General features: G+C 73.1%; 22 protein-coding genes. 10 read left to right on the forward strand and 12 right to left on the reverse strand.

The window, feature by feature from the left end:
- Positions 1-8: 8 nt before the first annotated feature.
- Complete coding sequence (locus ACZ4AA_RS19160) at positions 9-965, reverse strand: DMT family transporter (protein WP_467603011.1); 957 nt, start codon at positions 963-965, stop codon at positions 9-11.
- On the opposite strand from ACZ4AA_RS19160, the gene ACZ4AA_RS19165 reads away from it, so the two are divergent.
- Positions 964-2,400: an aminotransferase-like domain-containing protein gene (locus ACZ4AA_RS19165; RefSeq protein ID WP_467603014.1), complete on the forward strand. Its 1,437-nt coding sequence runs from the start codon at positions 964-966 to the stop codon at positions 2,398-2,400. The genes ACZ4AA_RS19160 and ACZ4AA_RS19165 overlap by 2 nt on opposite strands.
- Positions 2,401-2,573: 173 nt before the next feature.
- Positions 2,574-3,167: a histidine phosphatase family protein gene (locus tag ACZ4AA_RS19170; RefSeq protein ID WP_467603018.1), complete on the forward strand. Its 594-nt coding sequence runs from the start codon at positions 2,574-2,576 to the stop codon at positions 3,165-3,167.
- Here ACZ4AA_RS19170 and ACZ4AA_RS19175 read toward each other — a convergent pair.
- Together ACZ4AA_RS19175 and ACZ4AA_RS19180 are read right to left on the reverse strand one after the other, a co-directional pair.
- A complete protein-coding gene (locus ACZ4AA_RS19175; protein WP_467603021.1) occupies positions 3,149-3,592 on the reverse strand; it encodes a DUF6314 family protein in 444 nt (147 codons plus the stop codon). The genes ACZ4AA_RS19170 and ACZ4AA_RS19175 overlap by 19 nt on opposite strands.
- 223 nt (positions 3,593-3,815) lie before the next feature.
- Positions 3,816-4,655, reverse strand: a complete 840-nt coding sequence (locus ACZ4AA_RS19180) for a LysR family transcriptional regulator substrate-binding protein (RefSeq protein WP_467603025.1) — start codon at positions 4,653-4,655, stop codon at positions 3,816-3,818.
- Between the two features lie 182 nt (positions 4,656-4,837).
- Here ACZ4AA_RS19180 and ACZ4AA_RS19185 point away from each other — a divergent pair, with 182 nt between their 5' ends.
- Positions 4,838-5,230, forward strand: coding sequence for a DUF5997 family protein (locus tag ACZ4AA_RS19185; protein ID WP_467603028.1), 393 nt, complete (start codon positions 4,838-4,840; stop codon positions 5,228-5,230).
- Between the two features lie 95 nt (positions 5,231-5,325).
- On the opposite strand, the gene ACZ4AA_RS19190 is transcribed toward ACZ4AA_RS19185, so the two are convergent.
- Complete coding sequence (locus ACZ4AA_RS19190; RefSeq protein WP_467603031.1) at positions 5,326-6,345, reverse strand: SecDF P1 head subdomain-containing protein; 1,020 nt, start codon at positions 6,343-6,345, stop codon at positions 5,326-5,328.
- A gap of 224 nt (positions 6,346-6,569) precedes the next feature.
- On the opposite strand from ACZ4AA_RS19190, the gene argC reads away from it, so the two are divergent.
- Genes argC through ACZ4AA_RS19215 form a run of 5 tightly spaced genes read left to right on the forward strand, consistent with a single transcriptional unit; the run spans position 6,570 to position 11,413 of the window.
- Entirely contained in the window at positions 6,570-7,598 is a 1,029-nt protein-coding gene (gene argC, locus ACZ4AA_RS19195) for an N-acetyl-gamma-glutamyl-phosphate reductase (protein WP_467603035.1), read from the forward strand.
- Entirely contained in the window at positions 7,595-8,749 is a 1,155-nt protein-coding gene (argJ, locus tag ACZ4AA_RS19200; protein WP_467603038.1) for a bifunctional glutamate N-acetyltransferase/amino-acid acetyltransferase ArgJ, read from the forward strand. The genes argC and argJ overlap by 4 nt, the downstream gene beginning before the upstream one ends.
- Positions 8,746-9,660: an acetylglutamate kinase gene (gene argB / locus ACZ4AA_RS19205; protein ID WP_467603042.1), complete on the forward strand. Its 915-nt coding sequence runs from the start codon at positions 8,746-8,748 to the stop codon at positions 9,658-9,660. Before argJ ends, argB begins: the two co-directional genes overlap by 4 nt.
- A complete protein-coding gene (locus ACZ4AA_RS19210; RefSeq protein WP_467603045.1) occupies positions 9,657-10,853 on the forward strand; it encodes an acetylornithine transaminase in 1,197 nt (398 codons plus the stop codon). Before argB ends, ACZ4AA_RS19210 begins: the two co-directional genes overlap by 4 nt.
- Before the next feature lie 23 nt (positions 10,854-10,876).
- Positions 10,877-11,413, forward strand: a complete 537-nt coding sequence (locus tag ACZ4AA_RS19215; protein ID WP_467603049.1) for an arginine repressor — start codon at positions 10,877-10,879, stop codon at positions 11,411-11,413.
- 96 nt (positions 11,414-11,509) lie between these two features.
- On the opposite strand, the gene ACZ4AA_RS19220 is transcribed toward ACZ4AA_RS19215, so the two are convergent.
- The 5 genes from ACZ4AA_RS19220 to ACZ4AA_RS19240 all read right to left on the reverse strand — a co-directional run bounded on the left by ACZ4AA_RS19220 (position 11,510) and on the right by ACZ4AA_RS19240 (position 16,467).
- Positions 11,510-12,247 carry an FAD:protein FMN transferase gene (locus ACZ4AA_RS19220; RefSeq protein WP_467603325.1) on the reverse strand — a complete coding sequence of 246 codons (738 nt, stop codon included), beginning with the start codon at positions 12,245-12,247 and terminating at the stop codon, positions 11,510-11,512.
- 46 nt (positions 12,248-12,293) lie between these two features.
- The gene (locus ACZ4AA_RS19225; protein WP_467603053.1) at positions 12,294-13,115 is read right to left on the reverse strand and encodes an FMN-binding protein; all 822 of its coding nucleotides are present in this window, start codon (positions 13,113-13,115) and stop codon (positions 12,294-12,296) included.
- A 19-nt stretch (positions 13,116-13,134) separates the two neighbouring features.
- On the reverse strand, positions 13,135-14,472 hold the full coding sequence (locus ACZ4AA_RS19230) for a ferredoxin reductase family protein (RefSeq protein ID WP_467603328.1): 1,338 nt from the start codon (positions 14,470-14,472) through the stop codon (positions 13,135-13,137).
- 125 nt (positions 14,473-14,597) lie between these two features.
- Positions 14,598-15,101, reverse strand: coding sequence for an FMN-binding protein (locus ACZ4AA_RS19235; RefSeq protein WP_467603057.1), 504 nt, complete (start codon positions 15,099-15,101; stop codon positions 14,598-14,600).
- 7 nt (positions 15,102-15,108) lie between these two features.
- Positions 15,109-16,467 carry a ferredoxin reductase family protein gene (locus tag ACZ4AA_RS19240; RefSeq protein ID WP_467603061.1) on the reverse strand — a complete coding sequence of 453 codons (1,359 nt, stop codon included), beginning with the start codon at positions 16,465-16,467 and terminating at the stop codon, positions 15,109-15,111.
- 620 nt (positions 16,468-17,087) lie between these two features.
- On the opposite strand from ACZ4AA_RS19240, the gene ACZ4AA_RS19245 reads away from it, so the two are divergent.
- Positions 17,088-17,777: a response regulator transcription factor gene (locus ACZ4AA_RS19245; protein WP_467603331.1), complete on the forward strand. Its 690-nt coding sequence runs from the start codon at positions 17,088-17,090 to the stop codon at positions 17,775-17,777.
- Positions 17,778-17,872: 95 nt separating this feature from the next.
- Positions 17,873-19,300, forward strand: coding sequence for a sensor histidine kinase (locus ACZ4AA_RS19250; RefSeq protein ID WP_467603333.1), 1,428 nt, complete (start codon positions 17,873-17,875; stop codon positions 19,298-19,300).
- Between the two features lie 162 nt (positions 19,301-19,462).
- Here the strand turns inward: ACZ4AA_RS19250 and ACZ4AA_RS19255 are convergent, their stop codons facing one another.
- The 3 genes from ACZ4AA_RS19255 to ACZ4AA_RS19265 all read right to left on the reverse strand — a co-directional run bounded on the left by ACZ4AA_RS19255 (position 19,463) and on the right by ACZ4AA_RS19265 (position 21,729).
- Entirely contained in the window at positions 19,463-20,161 is a 699-nt protein-coding gene (locus ACZ4AA_RS19255) for a L,D-transpeptidase family protein (protein ID WP_467603065.1), read from the reverse strand.
- Between the two features lie 3 nt (positions 20,162-20,164).
- The gene (locus ACZ4AA_RS19260; protein WP_467603069.1) at positions 20,165-20,752 is read right to left on the reverse strand and encodes a pyridoxamine 5'-phosphate oxidase family protein; all 588 of its coding nucleotides are present in this window, start codon (positions 20,750-20,752) and stop codon (positions 20,165-20,167) included.
- A gap of 134 nt (positions 20,753-20,886) precedes the next feature.
- Positions 20,887-21,729 (reverse strand): hypothetical protein, encoded by an 843-nt coding sequence (locus tag ACZ4AA_RS19265; RefSeq protein ID WP_467603073.1) that lies wholly within the window; start codon positions 21,727-21,729, stop codon positions 20,887-20,889.
- Positions 21,730-21,822 lie beyond the last annotated feature (93 nt).

Below are 21,822 nucleotides of genomic sequence, written 5' to 3' on the forward strand. Positions count from 1 at the left end.
CCTGTGGGTCAGCCGCGCGCCCGCTGGGTCAGAGCGATGCAGACGAGGACGGCGGCCGCCGTCAGGGGTGCCGCCGGGGTGAGCCGCTCGCCCAGGAGCAGTACCGACCACACCAGTGTGAGCAGCGGCTGGGCCAGCTGCAACTGGCTGGCCTTCGGAACCCCGATCGAGGCCATCCCCCGGTACCAGACGACCAGCCCGGCGAACTGCGAACCGACCGCGACCCACAGCAGCCCGGTCACGCTGTGCGCCGTCAGCCGCACCGGTTCGTAGGACAGCGCGAGCAGCGCGCCCGGGACGCTGAGCGGCAGACACAGGACCAGGGCCCAGCCGATGACCTGCCAGCCCGGCATCACCCGGGCCAGCCGGCCGCCCTCGGTGTAGCCCGCCGCGCAGATCAGCAGGGCCCCGAAGAGATAGGCGTCCGCACCGGTCAGGGCCCCGCCGCTCTGCTGCACGGTGAACGCGATCACCGCCGCCGCGCCCGCGCAGGCCGCCAGCCAGAACGTCCGCGAGGGCCGCGCGCCGGTGCGCAGCGCCGAGAACAGCGCCGTCGTCAGCGGCAGCAGACCCACGACGACGGCGGCGTGGGCGGTGGTCGAGGTCCGCAGGGCGAGGGTCGTCAGGAGAGGGAAGCCGAGGACGACCCCGGCGGCGACCACGGCGAGGCCCGCCAGATGCCGCCGGGCCGGCCGGGGGATGCGCAGCGCCAGCAGACAGCCGCCCGCGACGACCGCCGCGAGGACGCAGCGCACGGTCACCAGCGACCAGGGGCCGAAGCCCTGGAGGCCCCAGGCGGTCGCGGGGAAGGTGAGGGAGAAGGCGGTGACGCCCAGGGCCGCCTGAAGGGTGCCCGCACGACGGTCTCCCTGGGCGGGGAACCGCGACGGGGTGGCGGCGAGCGGCTCCGCGTCGGTGCTGACCGCTATCGCGGTTCGGTCGATAGCGCTACTCTCTGCTCTCATGCATGAGCGTAGCAGTGTGGACGATCTGGCGGAACAGCTGCGCAAGGAGCTGCACCGCTACTCTCCGGGTGGAAAGCTGCCGTCCAGCCGGGCGCTCGTGGAGCGCTTCCGCGTGAGCCCGGTGACGGTGTCGCGGGCGCTCGCGCAGCTGGCCGCCGAGGGGCTCGTCGTCACCCGGCCCGGCGCGGGAGCCTTCCGGGCGCGGCCGAGGCCCCCCGTCACCTCCACCGGCGACACGTCCTGGCAGGAGATCGCGCTCAGCGCGGACGCCGCGACCGAGGCCGTTCCCCGCACCGTGGACGCCTCCGGCGTTCTCGTCTCGCTCGCCGCGCCGCCCCCCGGTGTCGTCGAGTTCAACGGCGGCTATCTGCACCCCTCGCTCCAGCCTGAGCGGGCGATGGGCGCCGCCCTCTCCCGGGCCGGCCGCCGCCCCGGAGCCTGGTCCCGGCCCCCCATGGAGGGACTGCCCGAACTGCGCGAGTGGTTCGCGCGCGGGATCGGCGGGGCGATCGGCGCCGCCGAGGTGCTGGTCGCGGCGGGCGGTCAGGCCGCCCTGACGACCGCCCTGCGCGCGCTCGCTCCGCCCGGCGCCCCGGTCCTGGTCGAGTCGCCGACGTATCCGGGCATGCTGGCCATCGCCCGCGCCGCCGGTCTGCGCCCCGTCCCGGTCCCGGTCGACGCCGACGGGGTGAAGCCCGAGCTCCTGGCCGACGCCTTCAAGGCCACCGGCGCCCGCGTCTTCGTCTGCCAGCCGCTGTTCCAGAATCCGACCGGCGCCGTGCTCGCGCCCGAACGGCGCGGCGAGGTGCTGCGGATCGCGCGGGAGGCCGGGGCCTTCGTGGTCGAGGACGACTTCGTACGCCGTCTGGTGCACGAGGACGCGGGCCCGCTGCCGCGTCCGCTGGCCGCCGAGGACCCCGACGGAGTCGTCGTGCACGTCGGTTCCCTGACCAAGGCGACCTCGCCGAGCTTCCGGGTGAGCGCCCTGGCGGCGCGCGGTCCGGTGCTGGAACGGCTGCGCGCCATCCAGGTCGTCGACACCTTCTTCGTGCCGCGCCCGCTCCAGGAGGCCGCGCTCGAACTCGTCGGTTCGCCCGCCTGGCCGCGCCATCTACGCACCGTTTCGGCCGAGTTGAAGGCCCGGCGCGACACCATGACCGCCGCGCTGCTCCTGCGGCTCCCCGAACTCGCCCTGCCTCATGTGCCGTTCGGCGGCTACCACCTGTGGGCCCGGCTGCCCGACGGAACCGACGAGTCCGCGTTCACCGCCGCCGCTCTTCGCGCCGGAGTGGCCGTCACCCCCGGCCGCCCCTACTACAGCGCCGAACCCCCTGCCGCGCAGATCCGGTTGAGCTTCGCGGCGGTCGCGGGGACGCAGGAGATCACCGAGGGCGTACGACGGCTGGCGGCGGCCCACGACGAGGTGCGGGTCTGAACGGACACGACCGGACCGCGCACCACCGGGGACGCGGCGGCGGGTCGGTGGGGTGATCGGATCCGGGGCGTCCGCACAGCCGGTGCACAGACCGGCTGTTGGTGTCCCGTGCATATTCGGACACTCTGCGTAACACCCTTGACCTGCGGAGGCAGGCGCTCCACGATCTGCGCATGCATCTTCGGGTCACGTTCGTCGCCGCCGCACGCAGCTCCACGCTGCTCGCGGAGCGCTTCGAGGACGACCGGCCGCTCGACCAGGCGGGATGGGAAGAAGCGCAGCGCGCCGCCGCGGGGCTGCTGCCGCTGGCGGCGGCCGAGCTGCGCTACTGCGCGCCGACACCCCGCAGCCGGGCCACCGGTGACGTCCTCGGCTACGCCCCGCTCGTCCAACTCGCTCTGCGTGACTGCGACATGGGTCGCTGGCGGGGCTTCACCCTGGGCGAGGCCATGGCCCGCGAGCCCGAGGCCGTGGACTCCTGGCTGTCCGACCCGCGCTCCACGCCCCACGGCGGTGAGAGCCTGCTGTCCTTCATCGCCCGGGTCGGCGCCTGGCTCGACACCCGCCCGGGGGAGGACGGCGGCAGCATCGTCGCCGTCGCCGAGCCGTCGGTCGTACGGGCCGCACTGGTCTACGCGCTGAAGGCGCCGCCGTCGACGTACTGGAACATCGACGTCCGTCCCCTGTCGGCGATCACCGTGACGGGCCGGGCGGGCCGCTGGAATCTGCGCGTCGACGGGGCGCCCGCTCAGGTCGGACGCGCGTAGCCGGTGGTGAGCACCAGGTCCTTCGCGGGCCCGCGCACCCGCCAGACGGACCGCCAGCGGTCCTGGTCGTGGACGGTGAACTCGCCCCGGTAGAGATCGGCCGCGCACGGATGGTCGGTGACCCAGTGCCCGCTCGTCAGATCCAGGTCGTGGAACGGACGGCCGTCGGAGAAGCGTACGAGAGCGGTCCCGGGGGCGTGTCCCGGCAGGAACCGCAGGGTCCGCTCGGCGGGCCGGGCGACGCCCTGCCACACGAACCTGCCCGACTCCCGGTGCAGCAGTCCGCCGTCGTCCGAGGGGCCGAAGACCGTCGTGCCGGTGAAGCGTCCCTCGGCGTCGCTCGCGAGGTCCCGGACGGTGCGCTCGACCCGCCAGGTTCCGCCGAGGTACGTCAGCGCGTCCTCGACCGGCCAGAACTCGCCCATGCCGTCCCGATCTCCGTCCCGTCCGATGCGAAGCGCCCGCTCGACGCGCTCCGGCTTCCCCCATCCTGCCGCCCGTGGCCGACGGCCGGCGACGGGCCCCGCGCACCGGACGCCATCGGCGCCTCACGGGATCGCGGCGCGGTTTCCGCCCTTCACGCCGTGCTCGGGATCGCGGCGGAGTCCCTGCCCTTCACGGCGCGCTGTCCCTGCCGTTCACGCCGCGCTAGGGGTTGCGGCGGGGCTTTCCGCGCTTCGCGCCGCCCTTCGGGCCGCCGGTGCCCCCGCCCTTCGGGCCGCTGCCCCGGGTCGTGGTCCTGCCTCCGCCTTTGCCACTCGTCTTGCCGGGAGCGGGCTTGCGCCCGGAGCCGCCGCCCGCGCCGGACTTCCCGGACGCGGACCTGGCGGACTTCGCCGCGCCCCGGTCCTTCTGCTGCGTCGAGGGCGGTGTCTGGGAGCGCCCGCGCGTGCTGTTGACCGTGCGGCCGCGCACGATGCCGATCAGGTCCTCCACCAGGTCCGTGGTCCGCTCCTCGGGCCAGGCCAGCGCGACCCGCGACTCGGGGGCGTCCACGACCGTCCGGTAGGTGAGGTCCTTGCGGTGATGGAGCCGGGCGAGGGACTGGGGAACGACCACGACCCCGATGCCCGCCGCGACGAGTTCGACGGCGTCCGCGGTGGTGGCGGGCCGCTCCAGCGCGGGCCGGCCCGGCAGGCTCTCCCAGTCCAGCGGGTCGTCGAGGGGGTGCAGCACGATGTCGTCGGCGAGGTCCTCGCCGACGATCTGCTCGACCGCCGCGACGATGTGGTCCTTGGAGACCACGACGACCGTGGTCTCGGCGTACAGGGGGATCGCGCTGAGGTCGGTGCCGTCGACCGGCAGCCGCGCGAAGCCCGCGTCGGCGTCGCCGCGCCGCAGGACGTCGTACACCTCGTCCGCGGACACCGGGACGAGGGTCAGCGGCACGTCCGGCAGGCGTTCCTTCCAGATCCGCACCCACTTCGAGGGCGTCACCCCCGGAACGTAGGCGAGCCTGAACGAGGGGGATGTTTCGGAGCCGGTCACCACGTCAGATTACCCGGCGCGGCCACCGGCACCGCACCGGCGACGACCGGACCGGTCCCGGCCACCGCACCCGCGACGACCGGCCCGGCCGCGGTCTCCGCACCGGCGGTGGATCGGCGTAGCCACGGCCAGCGCACCCGCGATGGTCGGCGGCGGCCCGCACGCTCGATACCCTTGACTCCATGAGTTCGCACCAGACCGCCCAGACGATGAAGCCCGCCACCGCGGCGAAGAAGCTGGGTGTGTACCTCGAGGCCACCCCCGCCGAGTTCCAGGAGGGTGTCGTCTCGCGTACCGAACTGAGCGCGTTGCAGACCGACCCGCCCGCCTGGCTCCAGGAACTGCGCCGCACCGGCCCGCACCCGCGTCCGGTCGTCGCCGCCAAGCTGGGCATCTCCATCGCGGGACTCGCCCGCGGCGGCGTCAGCGAGGCCCTCACCACCGAGCAGATCGAGGCGCTGAAGACGGAGGACCCCGGGTGGCTGCGCCGTGAGCGCGCCACCCAGGCGGAGGTCCGCAAGGAGACGGTCCGCATCAAGGAGAAGAACGCGGAGCGCGACGCCAAGCGCTCCTGACCTCCGTCCTCACCTCCCCCCTCACCGGCGGCTCAGCCGCCGGCCCCCGGGGTGCCGCGCCCGAGGGGTGCCGTACGGCTCGTACGGCACCTTTTTCATTTTCTCGGGAGCCGGGTCACCTCCGTCACCGACACCGGTGCCGGGAGCGCGCCCGAGCCGAGAGTGACGGCGAGCTGCTCGGCGGACGCGCGGGTGAAGCTTCCGAAGATGTCCGCGCCGCCCCCGTCGAGCCGCTGGGAGACGGACGGGGCGGAGATCACGACGCCGTCCAGGACGATGGCCATCCGGTTCTGCGGCGGGGTGTTCATCGAGAGCTTCCCCGTGAGGGCGGAGAACTGCCGGGCGCCGACGGAGTCGAAGCCCAGCCGTACGAGCGGACCTCCGGTCTGCTTGTCCTTCACCACTTCGGCCGAGGACACATGGGTTCCGTCCACCGCCGTCGGCCCCAGAGCGAACTTCTCCTGTGGGGTGGCTCCGCCGTCGTCGGTCCCGCAGGCGACGACGGAGTCCCGCGCGGCGGCCTCCCGTTCGACCGCGGGCCTCTCCCGTGCCGAGCAGTCCAGTGCCGCGAAGCGTGCCTGGAGCGCCGCGTCCTGCGCGTCGCCCACGGCCGGACCGGGCCCGGCACTCGCGCTCGCCGAAGCGGCGGCACGGGGGCGCAGCCCTTCGGTGACGGCACGCCCCCGCGCCGAGGTGGCGCTGGGCGACGGCTGCGGCGTCGTCGCGCCGGCCGTCTCCTCGGCCAGGACGGGGCGGAAACCGAGCCGGCCCGACGCGCCCAGCCCGGTCAGCCTCTTCTCGTCGGCACTGCGGCCCGTGACGGTGACCCGGCCCTCGCGCGTCTCGACGCGTACGTCCCGGAGCCCCAGCGCCTCGGCGCGCGCCCGCATCCGGTCCGCCGTCCGGCGCGCGTCCTCGGCCCCCAGCGGGGTCACCCCGGCGAAGGTCACCACGGATTGCCGCGTGTCCGCCGTGACGGACGGAGAGGGGCCGCCGGTCCCCGGGGCGCCCGGCGGCCGGTCCGAGGAACCGGAGCCGGACCCGGAACAGGCGGCGAGCGTCGCCGCGGCGACGCAGAGGAGGAGAGCCCTGTGCGGGGCCCGGGGGAGACGCATGCCGGGGATGGTTCCAGGCCGGCGGTCCCCGGCGAAGCGGATGCCGGCCTTTGATCGGAATTCATCGGAACGGCCCGCGCATTTCCTCCGGGTCCGATCGTGTGGTGCCCGACCGGAGCGGGCGCCCCGGTGGAAGGGGTGCCCCGGCGTCCCGGCGGTCATCGAAGTAGATTGCATAAACGTGCAGCGAAACGTATAGTCATGCCATCCAAGAGGAGGGTTCCATGGCGATGCGTGCGGCGGTGGCGGGAGCGAGTGGGTATGCGGGCGGGGAACTGCTGCGCCTGCTCCTGACACACCCCGAGATCGAGATCGGCACCCTGACCGGCAACTCCAACGCGGGCCGGCGGCTCGGCGGGATCCAGCCCCATCTGCTGCCGCTCGCGGACCGCGTCCTCACCGAGACCACCGCCGAGGAACTGCGCGGCCACGACATCGTGTTCCTCGCACTGCCCCACGGACAGTCCGCCGAGGTCGCCGAGCAGCTCGGCCCCGACGTCCTCGTGGTCGACATGGGCGCCGACTTCCGGCTGAAGGACCCGGCCGACTGGGAGCGTTTCTACGGATCCGCCCACGCCGGGACCTGGCCCTACGGCCTCCCCGAACTACCGGGTGCCCGCGCCGCGCTGGAGGGGTCCAAGCGCATCGCGGTACCCGGTTGCTATCCGACGGCCGCCACGCTGGCCCTCTTCCCCGCCTACGGGGCGGGCCTCGCCGAGGCCGAGGCCGTGATCGTCGCCGCCTCCGGCACCTCGGGCGCCGGCAAGACGCCCAAGGCCCACCTGCTCGGCAGCGAGGTCATGGGCTCGATGAGCCCGTACGGCGTCGGCGGCGGCCACCGGCACACCCCGGAGATGATCCAGAACCTCTCCGCCACCGCCGGTGAACCCGTCACCGTCTCCTTCACCCCCACCCTCGCGCCCATGTCCCGGGGCATCCTCGCCACGTGCAGCGCCAGGGCGAAGTCCGGCGTCACGGCCGAGTCCGTCCGGGCCGCCTACGAGAAGGCCTTCGCCGACGAGCCGTTCGTCCACCTCCTGCCCGAGGGGCAGTGGCCGGCCACGGCGTCCGTCCACGGTTCCAACGCCGTTCAGGTCCAGGTCGCCTTCGACGCCGCCGCGCACCGCATCATCGCGATCAGCGCCATCGACAACCTCACCAAGGGCACTGCGGGCGGTGCCGTCCAGAGCATGAACCTCGTCCTCGGACTCCCCGAGGACCTGGGGCTTTCCACGATCGGAGTCGCACCGTGAGTGTCACGGCAGCACAGGGATTCACCGCGTCCGGCGTCGCCGCCGGGATCAAGGCGAACGGCAACCCGGACCTGGCCCTCGTGGTCAACACCGGGCCCCGCCGCGCCGCCGCGGGTGTCTTCACCTCCAACCGTGTGAAGGCCGCACCGGTCCTGTGGTCGGAACAGGTCCTCAAGAGCGGCGAGTTGAACGCGGTCGTCCTCAACTCCGGCGGTGCCAACGCCTGTACGGGGCCCAAGGGCTTCCAGGACACCCACGCCACCGCCGAGAAGGTCGCCGAGACGCTCGGTGGCATCGGCGCGGGAAGCGTCGCCGTGTGCTCGACCGGCCTCATCGGCGTGCTGCTGCCGATGGACAAGCTGCTGCCGGGCATCGACCTGGCCGTCGCGCAACTCGGCCCGCACGGCGGCGAGAAGGCCGCCATCGCCATCAAGACCACCGACACCGTGCACAAGACCTCGGTGGTGACCGGGGACGGCTGGACGGTGGGCGGCATGGCCAAGGGCGCCGGGATGCTCGCCCCCGGCCTGGCCACCATGCTCGTCGTGCTCACCACCGACGCGGACGTGGACGGCGCCGTGCTCGACAGCGCGCTGCGGGACGCCACCCGCACCACCTTCGACCGGGTCGACTCCGACGGCTGCATGTCCACCAACGACACCGTGCTGCTGCTCGCCTCCGGAGCCAGTGAAGTCACCCCGGAGTACGCGGAGTTCGCCGAGGCCGTCCGCGCGGTCTGCGACGACCTGGGCCAGCAGCTGATCCGGGACGCCGAGGGAGCGAGCAAGGACATCAAGGTGGAGGTCGTGGGCGCCGCGACCGAGGACGACGCCGTCGAGGTGGGCCGCTCCATCGCCCGCAACAACCTCCTCAAGTGCGCGATCCACGGCGAGGACCCCAACTGGGGCCGCGTCCTGTCCGCCATCGGCACCACCGGGGCAGCCTTCGAACCGGACCGGCTCAACGTCGCCATCAACGGTGTCTGGGTCTGCAAGAACGGCGGGGTCGGAGAGGACCGCGAACTCGTCGACATGCGCTACCGCGAGGTCCACATCGTCGCCGATCTCGCCGCAGGCGACGCGACCGCCACGATCTGGACCAACGACCTCACCGCCGACTACGTCCACGAGAACAGCGCGTACTCCTCATGAGCAATCCGACCCGCAAGCACACCGCGCTGCCCAAGGCGCAGATCCTCATCGAGGCGCTGCCCTGGCTGACCCGGCACCGCGGCAAGACCGTCGTCGTCAAGTTCGGCGGCAACGCCATGATCGACACCGAGCTCAAGGCCGCCTTCGCCCAGGACATCGTCTTCCTGCACCACGCGGGCCTCAAGCCGGTCGTCGTGCACGGCGGCGGACCGCAGATCAGCGCGGCCCTCGACCGGCACGGCATCGTCAGCGAGTTCAAGGCCGGCCTGCGCGTCACCACCGAGGACGCGATGGACGTCGTCCGCATGGTGCTCGCCGGACAGGTCCAGCGCGAGCTCGTCGGACTGCTCAACGAGCACGGCCCGCTCGCCGTCGGCATCACCGGCGAGGACGCGCACACCATCACCGCCACCAAGCATCAGCCCCGGATCGACGGCGAGCTGGTCGACATCGGGCGGGTGGGCGAGATCACCGCGATCGACACGGGCGCGATCCAGGCACTGCTCGCCGACGGCCGTATCCCGGTCGTCTCCTCGATCGCCCGGAGCCAGGACGACGGACATGTCTACAACGTCAATGCTGATACGGCGGCTGCGGCACTCGCTGCCGCACTGGGTGCCGAGACCCTCATGGTCCTCACGGACGTCGAGGGACTGTACGAGGACTGGCCCGACAGCGACGAGGTGATCAGCCGCCTCACCGCCTCCGAGCTGGAGAAGCTGCTGCCCGAGCTCGCCAGCGGCATGGTGCCGAAGATGGAGGGGTGCCTGCACGCCGTACGCAACGGCGTCACCACCGCCCGTGTCATCGACGGCCGGGTCCAGCACTCGATCCTGCTGGAGATCTTCACCGACGAGGGCATCGGCACGATGGTCGTGCCGGACGACGACGAAGCGGGGGACACGCAATGACCGGCGACCTGACGAACGCGGAGCTCACCCGGCGGTGGCAGGGGGCGCTCATGGACAACTACGGCACCCCGCGACTGCCGCTCGTCCGCGGCGCCGGGACCCGGCTGTGGGACGCCGACGGCAACGAGTACCTCGACTTCGTCGGCGGCATCGCGGTCAACGCCCTCGGACACGGGCACCCGGCGATCGTCGAGGCCGTGAGCCGCCAGATCCGCTCCCTCGGGCACGTCTCCAACCTCTTCGTCGCCGAACCGCCCGTCGCCCTCGCCGAGCGGCTGCTCCAGCTCTTCGGCCGCGAGGGCCGGGTGTACTTCTGCAACTCGGGCGCCGAGGCCAACGAGGGCGCGTTCAAGATCGGCCGGCTGACCGGCCGGCCCCATATGGTCGCCACCACCGGCGGCTTCCACGGGCGGACCATGGGCGCCCTCGCCCTCACCGGCCAGTCCGGCAAGCGGGAACCCTTCCTGCCGCTGCCCGGCGACGTCACGCACGTCCCGTACGGCGACGCGCAGGCCCTCGCCGAGGCGGTCACCGAGGACACCGCGCTGGTGATCATCGAGCCGATCCAGGGCGAGAACGGCGTCGTCGTCCCGCCCCCCGGCTATCTGAAGGCGGCCCGCGCCATCACCGCGGCCCATGGCGCCCTGCTCGTCCTGGACGAGGTGCAGACCGGGATCGGCCGCACCGGCCACTGGTTCGCGTACCAGGCCCACGAAGGCGTCCTGCCCGACATCGTCACGCTCGCCAAGGGAATCGGCGGAGGACTGCCGCTCGGCGCCACCGTCGCCTTCGGCCGTGCCGCGGCCCTGCTGGAGCCGGGCCACCACGGAACCACCTTCGGCGGCAACCCGGTCGTCTGCGCCGCCGGACTCGCCGTGCTCGACACGATCGAGTCCGAGGGCCTGCTGGACAACGTGAAGCGTGCCGGCGAGAAGCTGCGGGACGGGATCGAGGGTTCCGGCCATCCGCTGATCGACCATGTCCGGGGCGCGGGACTGCTCCTGGGTATCGTGCTCACCGAGCCGCTCGCGCCCCAGGTGCAGAAGGCGGCTCAGGACGCCGGTCTCCTGGTGAACGCGCCCGCACCCGATGTCGTACGGCTGATGCCGCCGCTGAACCTCGGCGACGACGAGGTGGACGCGTTCCTCCGGGCCCTTCCCGGCATCCTCGACGCAGCCAACGGGGACGGGTGATCCCGGGAAATGGGACGACGACGATGAGTCAGGCGCAGGACCACGAGCACGCAGGGCCTGCCGTGCCGCAGACCCGCACCGCACGCCACCGCCGGATCGTGGACATCCTCAACCGGCAACCGGTGCGCTCGCAGAGCCAGTTGGCGAAGCTCCTCGCCGACGACGGGCTGAACGTCACTCAGGCGACGCTCTCCCGGGACCTCGACGAGCTCAACGCGGTGAAGATCCGCAACAACGACGGCGACCTCATCTACGCGGTGCCGAGCGAGGGCGGTTTCCGCACCCCGCGCGCGCCCCTGGGGGAGTCGGCGAAGGAGGAGCGGATGCGCCGGCTCTCCTCGGAGCTGCTGATCTCCGCCGAGGCCTCGGCGAACCTCGTGGTCCTGCGCACCCCGCCGGGCGCGGCGCAGTTCCTCGCCTCGGCGATCGACCAGGCGGAGCTGCACGACGTCCTGGGCACGATCGCGGGGGACGACACCCTGATGCTGATCAGCCGCGATCCGACGGGCGGTCAGGCGCTGGCCGACCATCTGCTGCGGCTGGCCCAGAACGAGCACTGAAGCGTACGACGGTGGAGGCGCGCCCCGGAGCGGGGCGCGCCTTCGTCGTCCGGTGCCCCGCTCACGGGGGCGGGTGCCCCGGTGAGCGGGCGGCGCTCAGCCCAGACGCCGGGAGAGGCCTCCCGTGCACCGGACCTCGTTGCCCGCCGTGATGAGCAGCGCCTCCACGTCCGGGAGGGACTCCAGCCAGTCCAGGCCCGCCCGCGAGCCCATTGCGAAGGCCGCGGTCGCCCAGGCGTCCACCCAGGTCAGACGGGGGCCCACCACCGTCACGGCCAACAGGTCGGTGACCGCCGGCTTCCCCGTGCCCGGATCGATGATGTGGGCGCCGCGTTCGGCGGTGCCGGAGGTGGCGACGGCCAGCTCGTCGGCGCCGGCCGCGGAGATCACCGCGGCGAGCGAGCCCGGACGGAGCGGGTCGGACACGCCCACCCGCCAGGGGCGGTGCGGTCCGGGGACGCCGCGCAGCTGGACGTCACCGCCGCCGTTGACGCTCACTCCGCTCACCCCGGTCGCGGCGAGGTGCCGGGCCGCGCGCTCCGCCGCCCAGCCCTTGACGATCCCCGTGGGGTCGATCCGCCCCTCGTAACGGGTGCTGAACCAGCCGTCGCTGACGCGCTCGGCCTCGGCGCCGAGGCCGAGGACCTCGGCGACCTCCGGGTCGCACTCCTCGACGGTGAGTTCCCCGCGGGCCAGCCGTGAGATCTGGCTGTCCTCGCGGTAGGTGCTGAACACCTCGTCCACGCGGTGGAGTCCCGCGATCGCCTCGCCCAACGCCGTTCGCACGGCCTCGGGTTCGCCGCCGCGCACGTCGAAGGAGAAGACGGTGCCCATCACCTCCTCGGCGTGCCGCAGTTCCTGGGGCGCGTCCTGCGCGGGCTCAGACACCGGCCTTGTCCAGGGCCGACTGGAGGGACTCCTTGTAGCCCTCGCTGGTGTAGGTGGCGCCGGAGACGCTGTCGATGTGGGCGCTGCCCGCCGCGACGGCCTCCTGGTTGAGCTTGGGCACCGAGAGCGCCGTCTTCTGGTCGCTGAGTCCGCCCTTGGGGGCCTGGACCGCCTCGGCCTTGGTGATCTTCTTGCCGGCGAGGGTGAGCCGGACCTGGACGGGGCCGTACTGGGTGTCGGACACCGTCCCGGTGACGACGCGGGCCTGCGCGGCCGGGGCCGCGGAGGCCTTGCCCGCGGAGCCCGAGGACCCGGAGGAGCCGGCGGACCCGGAGGAGGCCGACGTCCCGCCCGCCGTCTTCGCTTTGTCCAGGGCCGACTGGAGGGACTTCTTGTAGCCGCCGCTGGTGTAGGTGGCGCCGGAGACGCTGTCGATGTCGGCGCTCTGCGCCGTGACGGCCTCCTGGTTGAGCTTGGGCACCGAGAGCGCGGTCTTCTGGTCGCTGGTCCCGCCCTTGGGCGCCTGGACCGCGTCCGCCTTGGTGATCTTGCCGCCGCTCATGGTCAGCCGCACCTGGACCGGCCCGTACTCGGTCTGCACCACGTCACCGAGGACGGTGGCGGCACCCGTCTGCTGGGCGGTGCCGCCCTGGGGCGCGCCCTGAGCGCCCGCGCTCTGCTGGGATGCCGCACCGGCCTGTGCCGCCGCCGCGGCCGGGTCGGAGGCCGGCTTGAGCGCGAGCAGCAGCACGATCCCGGACACGGTGGCGGCGCTCGCCAGCACGAAGCGCCGTATGGGGTGATTCTTCTTCATCGTTCCTGACTCCCGTCGCTCACATCTCGAACGACTCGTGATGGATGCGGCGGGCGGGGACCCCCGCACCGCGCAGTGCCGCGTACACCTCCTGGGCGAAGCCGGGCGGCCCGCACATGAAGACGTCGTGGTGGTCTATGTCGGGCAGCTTGCGGCGCAGGGAGTCCGCGGAGATGTCCGGCCGCTCGCCCTCGGGGCTGTTGACCGCGTACATCAGCCGTGCCCCGCGCTCCTTGGAGATGGCGGCGAGCTCGTCCCACAGGGCCAGGTCCTGGGTGGTGTTGGCCCGGTAGAGCAGGGTGAGGTCGCCCGAGGCGCCGGGGAGGGTCTCGAACAGCGCCCGCATCGGGGTGATGCCGACACCGCCCGCCACCAGGAGCACCTTGCCGCGGCTGCGCTTGCCCGCGGTCAGCGCGCCGTACGGGCCCTCGGCCCAGACCCGGGTGCCCGGCTCCAGGTCACGCAGGGCGGCGCTGTGGTCGCCGATCGCCTTCACGGTGATGCGCAGCATGTTGGGGCGCGGCGCCGCCGACAGCGAGTACGGGTGGGAGCTGAAGCGCATCCCGGGCGCCAGGAAGCGCCAGCGGAAGAACTGTCCGGCCTCGGCGCCCATGCGGTGCAGCTTGCGTCCGCTGATCAGCACCGACACGATGCCGGGCGTCTCCTCGATGACCGCCTGGACCCGCATCCGGTGCTTCAGGTTCAGCCGCACCGGAGAAAGGATTCGGTACCAGATGACCAGCGCGGTCACCGAACCGTAGAGCCCGTACCAGACGGTCTTGGCGATCGGCTCCACCGCGAAGTCGTTGCCGGTGGACAGCTGGTGCCAGAACGTCAGGAACACCGCCGCGTACGTCAGCAGGTGGACGTGGTACCAGGTGTCGTACGGGATCAGCCGGCGCAGCCAGCCCACCGAGATGAAGCCGATGAGCACGAGCAGGCCCGTGCCGATGGCGGCCTTGCCCATGTCGGGCAGCTGGTTGACCGAGTCGATGGTCTGCTGCACGATCCCGCCGAGTCCCTTGCCGGACTGGAGGGCGTAGCCCCACATCGTCAGGAAGAGATGGGCGAGGACCATGCAGATGGTGTAGCGGCCGGTCATCGCGTGCCAGCGCGCCACCCGGTCGGATCCCACACGGCGTTCGAGGGCGGGGACGCGGGCCATCTGGAGCACCACGAGCGCCATCAGATAGCCGGCGAGCAGCCCGGTGATACGGCCGGCGTTGAGGATCCTGCCGTTGTTGTCCGCGATGGACGGGGTGTTGTTCCACCACAGCCACAGGACGGCGGCGGCGCCGGCCCAGACGGCGATCAGCAGCGGGACGGCGGGCGAGCGGCGAGGGCGGATTCGGCGCATGGTCTGGCGCCGCGCGGCGCGACCACCGGCGATCGTGGACACGGTTCCTCCGTGTTCGTCCTGGAGAGACGGGGTGAGGGGAGTGGCCCCCTGGCCCAGAGATACGGTCCACGACGCCCGTGCGTTCAGAGGCCTGCCGAGTCGAGTGCGGACTGGAGTGACTCCTTGTATCCGTCGCTGGTGTAGGTCGCTCCGGACACCGAGTCGATCTGTGCACTCTGCGCGGCGAGTGTCTCGCGCCTGAGCTGGGGAATCGCGTAACTGTTGATCTCCTGGTCCCGGGGATTCCCCGAAGGATAGGCGACCGCGGCGGACTCGGTGATCCGGCCGTCCTTCAGCGTGATCCGCACCTGGACCGGACCCCAACGGGTCTGCGCCGTATCGCCGGTGACGGTCCGGGTCCCCGAGCTCTTGGAGCCTCCCGACGTTCCCGAGGAGTTCCCCGACGAGCCGCCGGACGAGGAGGACGAGGAGGACGAGGAGGGGGACCGCCCCACGGACGACGAGGCGCCCGCCGGGGTGGGTGCCGTGTGCGGCTTCAGCGACAGCAGCAGGACGAAACCGGTGACCGTGGCGGCGGCCGCCAGCGTCACCCGGCGCAGCGGGCGGTTCTTCTTCAGGGCGTGCACGGCGGCCTCACAGCTCGAACGACTCGTGGTGGATACGGCGGTCGGGGACACCCGCTGCGCGCAGCGCCCCGTACAGGTCCCGCGCCATCGCCGGGGGCCCGCAGAGATAGACGTCGTGCTCCGCGAGGTCCGGCACGGCCCCGCGCAGCGAGTCGGCGGTGAACCGCGGCCGGCTGCCGTCGGCGCCGTTGAGCGCGTACAGGACGCGGGCCCCGCGCCATCGCGCGATGTCCTCCAGCTCACCGCCGAGGGCCAGGTCCTCGGCCGTGCGCGCCCGGTAGAGGAGCGTGACCTGGCCGGGCAGGGTCTCGAACAGGGCGCGCAGCGGCGTGATGCCGACACCGCCCGCGACGAGCAGGGCCTTGGACGTACCGCTCCGGTCCGCGGTCAGCGAGCCGTAGGGTCCCTCCGCCCACACCCGGGTGCCGGGCCGCAGCATCCCCACGGCCGCGCTGTGGTCGCCGAGCGCCTTCACCGTGATCCTCATCAGGTCCGGCCGGGGCGGCGCCGACAGCGAGTACGGGGTCGAGGTCCACCGCATGCCGTCCGTGAGGAACCGCCAGCGGAAGAACTGGCCCGGCCGCGCGTCCAGTTCGTCGAGCCGCTCTCCGCGGACGACGACGGAGTAGACCCCGGGGGACTCCCGGTACACCGAGTCCACGCGCAGCCGGTGGCGCCGGTTGAGCCGCACCGGGGCGAGCAGCCGGAACCACACCACGAGCGCGGCCGTGCCGAGGTACAGGGTGTACCAGGCCGCCCGGGCCGCCGTGTCGCCGACGAAGTCGGAGCCGAGGGCGAGCTGGTGGAAGAAGGCCAGGAAGACGGCCACGTACGTCAGCAGGTGCACGTAGTACCAGAACTCGTGGCTGATCCGGCGGCGGGCCAGGCGTGCGGAGGTGATCCCGACGGCGAACAGGATGACCGTGCCGGTCGTCGCCTTGAGCATGTCCGGGTAGTCGAACACCACGCTCAGCGTCTCGTGGACGACGCCCGTGCCGTCCTGGGCGGCGTAGCCGAGGAGGATCAGGGTGACGTGCGCGGCCAGCAGACAGATCGTGTAGCGGCCGGCCATCGCGTGCCAGCGGGCCACCCGGTCGGATCCGACGCGCCGCTCCAGCAGCGGGACCCGGGCCATGAGCGCCACCAGGACGGCGCAGCTGTAGCCGCACAGCAGCCCGGCGATCCGTCCGGCGTCCGTCAGCCAGCCGGCCGGGCCCACCACCGACTGTGTGTCCGTCCACCACAGGGCGAGGACCGCGGCCGCTCCGGCCCACAGCAGGGCGAGCAGCGGCCCCGCGGGGGAGGGCCGGGGCCGCCCGCGTCCTCGTGTCGTGCGCGGGTCGGCCCGCTCGTACACCGTGGTCATCTGTCCGTCCCTCTCCCGCGTCCGGAGCCAAACTCTGCGTCGTGAACCTCTGAGGAGGCTCTGAACGAGCCCGTCCCGGGCGGACTCACAGGGAACTCAGAGCGGAGGGGGAGAGCGGGCGAGCGGCGGGGAGGGGGATGTTCCGGGGGAGAGGCGACTCAGAGGAAACTCAGAGCCCGTGCGGCAGGGAGTGGCCCCCGCCAGGAGCGATGCTGGAAGGCGACATGAACACTGCCACCCCGGACCCCGAGATCCCGGCCCCCGACGGCGCGCTCGCCCCACCCCGCGGCACGAGCGACGCCCGGAAGCCCGCCACCGCCACCGCGCAGGCGACCGGTGCCGCCCCGGAGTCCGGTGCCGCCCCGGAGTCCGGTGTCGGCCCGGAACCGGGTGCCGACCCGGCGACCGGTCCTGACCCCGCGACCGGTCCTGACCCGGCGACCGGTCCTGACCTGGAACCGGGTGCCGCCCCGGAACCGGGTGCCGCCCCGGAGTCCGGTGCCGCCCCGGAGTCCGGTGTCGGCCCGGAACCGGGTGCCGACCCGGAGGCCGGGGACGCCGCCGTTCGTTCGCGGGGGGCCGGGAGGCCGCCCGCGCTCACCCGGCCCGACGGCACCCCCGTGCGTGTCCTGGTCGTCGACGACGATCCGGATCTGGCCGAGGTCCTCTCCGGCGCGCTGCGCTACGAGGGCTGGGAGGTCCGTACCGCCTTCGACGGTGCCTCGGCCGCCGCCGGGGCGCGCGAGCTGCTGCCCGACGCCGTCGTCCTCGACGTGATGCTCCCCGACACCGACGGCTTCGCCGTGCTGCGCGACCTGCACACCGTGCTGCCGGATGTCTGCGTCCTGTTCCTCACCGCCCGGGACACCGTGGAGGACCGTATCGCCGGCATCACGGCGGGCGGTGACGACTACGTCACGAAGCCGTTCAGCCTGGAGGAGGTCGTCGCCCGGCTGCGCGGACTGCTCCGCCGCGCCGGCATGGCCCGTCGCGTCGACGAGGGCCCGCGGCTCGTCGTCGGGGACCTGGCGATGGACGAGGAGGCCCGGGAGGTGATCCGGGGCGGCGATCTGATCGAGCTGTCGCCGACCGAGTTCGAGCTGCTGCGCTTCCTGATGCGCAATCCGCGCCGGGTGCTCAGCAAGGCGCAGATCCTCGACCGTGTCTGGTCCTACGACTTCGGGGGCCAGGCCCATGTGGTCGAGCTCTACATCTCCTATCTGCGCAAGAAGGTCGACGCGGGCCGCGATCCGATGATCCACACGGTCCGGGGCGCCGGGTACGTCATCAAGCCCGCGGCGGGCCGGTGAGGCCGGGCACACCGGGCACACCGGGGACGGCCGGGTCCGGACGCCGGTGGCGGCGACTGCCGGCGGCCGTGAGCGCGCTGCCGCGCCCCCGCACGATGCGCGCCCGCCTCACCGCCGGTCTCCTGGTGCTCCTGACCGTCAGCTGCGCGGCCGTCGGCGTGGCCGCGGTCTACGAGCTGGACGGCTTTCTGACCGGCCGCCTCGACCAGCAGCTCCAGGAGGCCGGGCCCCGGTTCCCCGCGAGCCTCGAACACAGCACGGCGAAGCCGTCGGACCACGACGGCGACGAGCACGGCGACACCCGGCGCCAGAGCACCGGCACGTTCGGAGCGCGACTGGTCGGCGGCCAGGTCACGACCGCCGCCGTCGTACCGCCCGGCTCCGGCACGGCCGTGCGGAACGTGGATCCGACCGCGCGGGACGAGGCGGTCCTCGCCGCGGTCCCGGCGGACGGCCGCGCCCACACCGTCTGCCTCTCGGCGCTGGGCGACTACCGCGTCCTGGCGACGCCCGGCAAGGACGGCGACGTCCTGATCACCGGGCTGCCGACGGAACCGGTCGACGCGGCCGTCCACCGGCTGGAACTCGTCGCCTCCCTGGTCTTCGGCGTGGCCCTCGTGGTCGCCGGAGTCGCCGGGGCCCTGTGGGTGCGCTGGTCGCTCCGGCCGCTGAACCGGGTCGCCGCGACCGCCACCCGGGTCAGTGAACTCCCGCTCGCCAGCGGTGAGGTGGCCCTGCCTCCCCGGGCGCCCGAATCGGACCCGCGCAGCGAGGTCGGCCGGGTCGCCGCGGCCTTCAACCGCATGCTCGGCCATGTCGAGGACGCGCTCACCAAGCGGCACGCGAGCGAGGAGCGGCTGCGCACCTTCGCCGCCGACGCCAGTCACGAGCTGCGCACCCCGGTCGCCTCCGTCCGCGGCCACGCCGAGCTCGCGCTGCTGCACCCCGGCCCGGTGCCGCCGAAGGTGACGCGCGCCCTCGAACGCATCGCCGCCGAGTCGGCGCGCATGGGCGAGATGGTCGACGACCTCCTCCTGCTGGCCCGCCTCGACGCCGGCCGCCCCCTGGAACGCCTTCCCGTCGACCTCACCCGTCTCGTCCTCGACGCGGTGACCGACGCCCGAGCGGCGGGCCCCGGTCACCGCTGGGTCCTCGAACTGGCGGAGGAGCCGGTGACGGTGACGGGCGACGCCCACCGGCTCCAGCAGGTGTCGGCCAATCTGCTGGCCAACGCGCGGGTCCACACGCCGATGGGCACCCGGGTGACGGTGTCCCTGGAGCAGGTGGGCGAGGAGGCCGTGCTGAGGGTCCGTGACGACGGCCCCGGGGTCCCCGAGGACGTCCGGCCGGGCGTCTTCGAGCGCTTCACCCGGGCCGACCGGCGCCGCGCCGACGGCTCCGGCAGCGGGGCGGGGCTCGGTCTGTCGATCGTGGCGGCCGTGGTCGAGGCGCACGAGGGCACGGTCACCCTGGAGAGCCGTCCGGGAGCGACCGTCTTCACGGTCAGCCTCCCCGCGGCCTGAACGGGGCCCACCGACCGCGCCCCGGCACGGTCAGGACCGGTCGAGTGCCGATTCCCTGCGTCGTCGGCACCGGTCGGGTGTCGCTCCCGGCACCGTCAGGACCGGTCGAGCACCGATTCCCGCCGCCGGCCGTCGGCGGGGGTGCCGACCGGTCTCGCCCCGTCAGTAGCGGGTGACCGCCGTCTCCCCGCCGGTCGTGCCGATGGCGATGTGTGGCCCGCGCGCCGGATCGGCCCACGCGAGGATCCGCCGCATCGCGTCCTCGGGCACGGACACGCACCCCGCCGTGGCCCCGCTCCCGTCCACGTGCAGGAAGATCCCCGCGCCGCGCCCCCGCACCGGCCGCTCGTAGTTGAAGCCGATGACAAGGGCGTACGCGTACTGCCTGTCGTAGGTGATCAGGTGCTCGGACTCCTCGGCCCGGCAGTCCGCCGGGCGCGGTTCGGTCCACCGGTTGTACGACCGGGAGGCGTTGTCCTGGCACCACCAGGAGTCTTGGTCCACCCGGCGGTACGGCATCGCGGTCCCGCGCGGCGCCGCCCGGATCCCGAACGCGTACGGCAGCTCGTACAGCCCGGTGGGTGTCGTGTTCGTGCCCTGGCGCCTGGCCCCGCCCTCGACGAGTCCGCGCGCCCCGAACCGCGCCGGCGCGGAGCCGGCCCGCACCCAGTGCCCGCCCCGCAGGTCCCACCAGGTGAGGGTCCCCGAGGCCGTGTCCGCGCGCGGGGCCTCCGCGGTGACGAGCTGGGTCCCGCCACCGGTGTCGGCCAGGCGCGCGGGCAGCACGGCGACGGGCGGGGGCCCGCTCGGGGCCAGGGCGAACAGGGACGCGGACGCGAGGACGGCGGCTCCGAGGCGCATGGCTCAGACCGTACTGGGGGGCAACGGCAGCGGCAGCCCGGGAAGTCCGTCCAGGCTGGTCGCGATGTGCTCCTTCTTGGTGAAGTACGCGCTCAGCGACTCGTCGTCCTCGCGCGAGAACCGCTTGCCGTGCAGATCGCGGTCCTCCTCGTACGCCATGAAGGGCACCGCGTAGCCGCAGCTGTCGCGGACGAGTTCGGCGGTCACGACGATGATCGCGCGCAGCCCGTGCAGGGTCGGGTCGATGGCGCCGAAGTGGGTGAGGAGTTCCGCGAAGCGCGGGTCGTCGCGGAAGACGGGCTCGCCGCGGCCGTGCACCCGGACGATGTTGGGCGGGCCCTGGAAGGCGCACCACATCAGCGTGATCCGGCCGTTCTCGCGCAGGTGGGCGATCGTCTCCGCGGTGCTGCCGGCGAAGTCCAGGTAGGCCACGGTCAGTTCGTCGAGAACCGCGAACGAGCCGGTGAGGCCTTTGGGTGAGAGGTTGACCGTGCCGTCCCCGGACAGCGGTGCGGTCGCGGTGAAGAACAGGGGCTGCGCCTCGATGAAGGTGCGGAGGCGGCCGTCGATGCGCTCATAGGTCTTTCCCATGTCTAACGATTATCGGGGAAAACCTTTCGTCTGTCTAAGGGGTTGCGGGTTCCGGCGGCGCCGTTCAGGGGCACCGCCGGAACCCGTTGCCCGCCCCGGCCGGCGTCTGCGGGGCGGGCGCCTCACCGGTCAGGTCACTTGGTGAGCGTGCAGGCGGCCAGGGTGTCGAGTCCGGTGGGCTTGGCGGCGGTGCGGCCGATGGAGATGGCGATGCGGTCGATGGTGGAGACCCGCTTGTCCTTGAGGGGGCCGAGGATCGCGTTCTGGACGAAGTTGGGGCCGCCCTGTCCGGCGGTGTCGACCAGTCGCTTGTTCGCCTCGGCGATCTGGGTGTTGAGCAGGGCCAGGTTGCGGTCGACCTCGGCCTTCGCGGAGGCCGGGACGGCGGGGAGCTGTGAGGCGACGTCCGGGCAGCCGATGGTGCCCGCGGCGGTGGCGGCGCCCGATCCGGAGGCGGCCCCGCCCGCCTGCGCGGTGGCCGGGGCGCTCGGCGCGGCGGAGACGGCGCCCGTGCCGCCCGTGGCCGCGCCGCCCGCGGTGTTCAGCGTGCAGGGCGCGAGCGCGTCCAGCCCCTGCGGCTTGGCGGCCGTGCGGCCGATGGCCGTCGCGATGCGGTTGACGGTGGCGACGCGCTTGTCCTTGAGGGGGCCGAGGATCGCGTTCTGGACGAAGTTGGGGCCGCCCTGTCCGGCGGTGTCGACCAGTCGCTTGTTCGCCTCGGCGATCTGGGTGTTCAGCAGGGCCAGATTCCGGTCGACCTCGGCCTTCGCGGACGCGGGGACCGCGGGCAGGCTCGGGGCGACCGCCGGGCAGTTCACCGTGTTCGCGGCGGCCTTCGTCGTGGCGTTCTGGGCGGTGGTGTGCGTCTCGCCCGCCAGGGCGCTGCCGGCGATCACCGCCGCGGACAGCACCACGGCGGAGGCTCCGCCGATCATCACGACGCGCCGCTTGTTGTACTTCGGAAGAGCCCTGGACATGCGGAATCCTCACTCGGGTCGGGGACGGGCGGCCGTCCGGTGTTCGACCGGTCGGCCGCCGTTCGTGGGCCTCTCGTACGCGAACGCGGCGCC

The sequence above is a fragment of the Streptomyces sp. NPDC024698 genome (genome assembly GCF_055559015.1).

Coding starts and splice junctions, on each gene's coding strand:
- ACZ4AA_RS19225 (WP_467603053.1), bottom strand. CDS start 13,115: ATGAAGAAGAATCACCCCATACGGCGCTTCGTGCTGGCGAGCGCCGCC.
- ACZ4AA_RS19170 (WP_467603018.1), top strand. CDS start 2,574: ATGCATCTTCGGGTCACGTTCGTCGCCGCCGCACGCAGCTCCACGCTG.
- argB (WP_467603042.1), top strand. CDS start 8,746: ATGAGCAATCCGACCCGCAAGCACACCGCGCTGCCCAAGGCGCAGATC.
- ACZ4AA_RS19215 (WP_467603049.1), top strand. CDS start 10,877: ATGAGTCAGGCGCAGGACCACGAGCACGCAGGGCCTGCCGTGCCGCAG.
- ACZ4AA_RS19240 (WP_467603061.1), bottom strand. CDS start 16,467: ATGACCACGGTGTACGAGCGGGCCGACCCGCGCACGACACGAGGACGC.
- ACZ4AA_RS19255 (WP_467603065.1), bottom strand. CDS start 20,161: ATGCGCCTCGGAGCCGCCGTCCTCGCGTCCGCGTCCCTGTTCGCCCTG.
- ACZ4AA_RS19260 (WP_467603069.1), bottom strand. CDS start 20,752: ATGGGAAAGACCTATGAGCGCATCGACGGCCGCCTCCGCACCTTCATC.
- ACZ4AA_RS19230 (WP_467603328.1), bottom strand. CDS start 14,472: ATGCGCCGAATCCGCCCTCGCCGCTCGCCCGCCGTCCCGCTGCTGATC.
- ACZ4AA_RS19160 (WP_467603011.1), bottom strand. CDS start 965: ATGAGAGCAGAGAGTAGCGCTATCGACCGAACCGCGATAGCGGTCAGC.
- ACZ4AA_RS19185 (WP_467603028.1), top strand. CDS start 4,838: ATGAGTTCGCACCAGACCGCCCAGACGATGAAGCCCGCCACCGCGGCG.
- ACZ4AA_RS19220 (WP_467603325.1), bottom strand. CDS start 12,247: ATGGGCACCGTCTTCTCCTTCGACGTGCGCGGCGGCGAACCCGAGGCC.
- ACZ4AA_RS19210 (WP_467603045.1), top strand. CDS start 9,657: ATGACCGGCGACCTGACGAACGCGGAGCTCACCCGGCGGTGGCAGGGG.
- ACZ4AA_RS19175 (WP_467603021.1), bottom strand. CDS start 3,592: ATGGGCGAGTTCTGGCCGGTCGAGGACGCGCTGACGTACCTCGGCGGA.
- ACZ4AA_RS19250 (WP_467603333.1), top strand. CDS start 17,873: ATGCGCGCCCGCCTCACCGCCGGTCTCCTGGTGCTCCTGACCGTCAGC.
- ACZ4AA_RS19165 (WP_467603014.1), top strand. CDS start 964: ATGCATGAGCGTAGCAGTGTGGACGATCTGGCGGAACAGCTGCGCAAG.
- ACZ4AA_RS19190 (WP_467603031.1), bottom strand. CDS start 6,345: ATGCGTCTCCCCCGGGCCCCGCACAGGGCTCTCCTCCTCTGCGTCGCC.
- argC (WP_467603035.1), top strand. CDS start 6,570: ATGGCGATGCGTGCGGCGGTGGCGGGAGCGAGTGGGTATGCGGGCGGG.
- ACZ4AA_RS19265 (WP_467603073.1), bottom strand. CDS start 21,729: ATGTCCAGGGCTCTTCCGAAGTACAACAAGCGGCGCGTCGTGATGATC.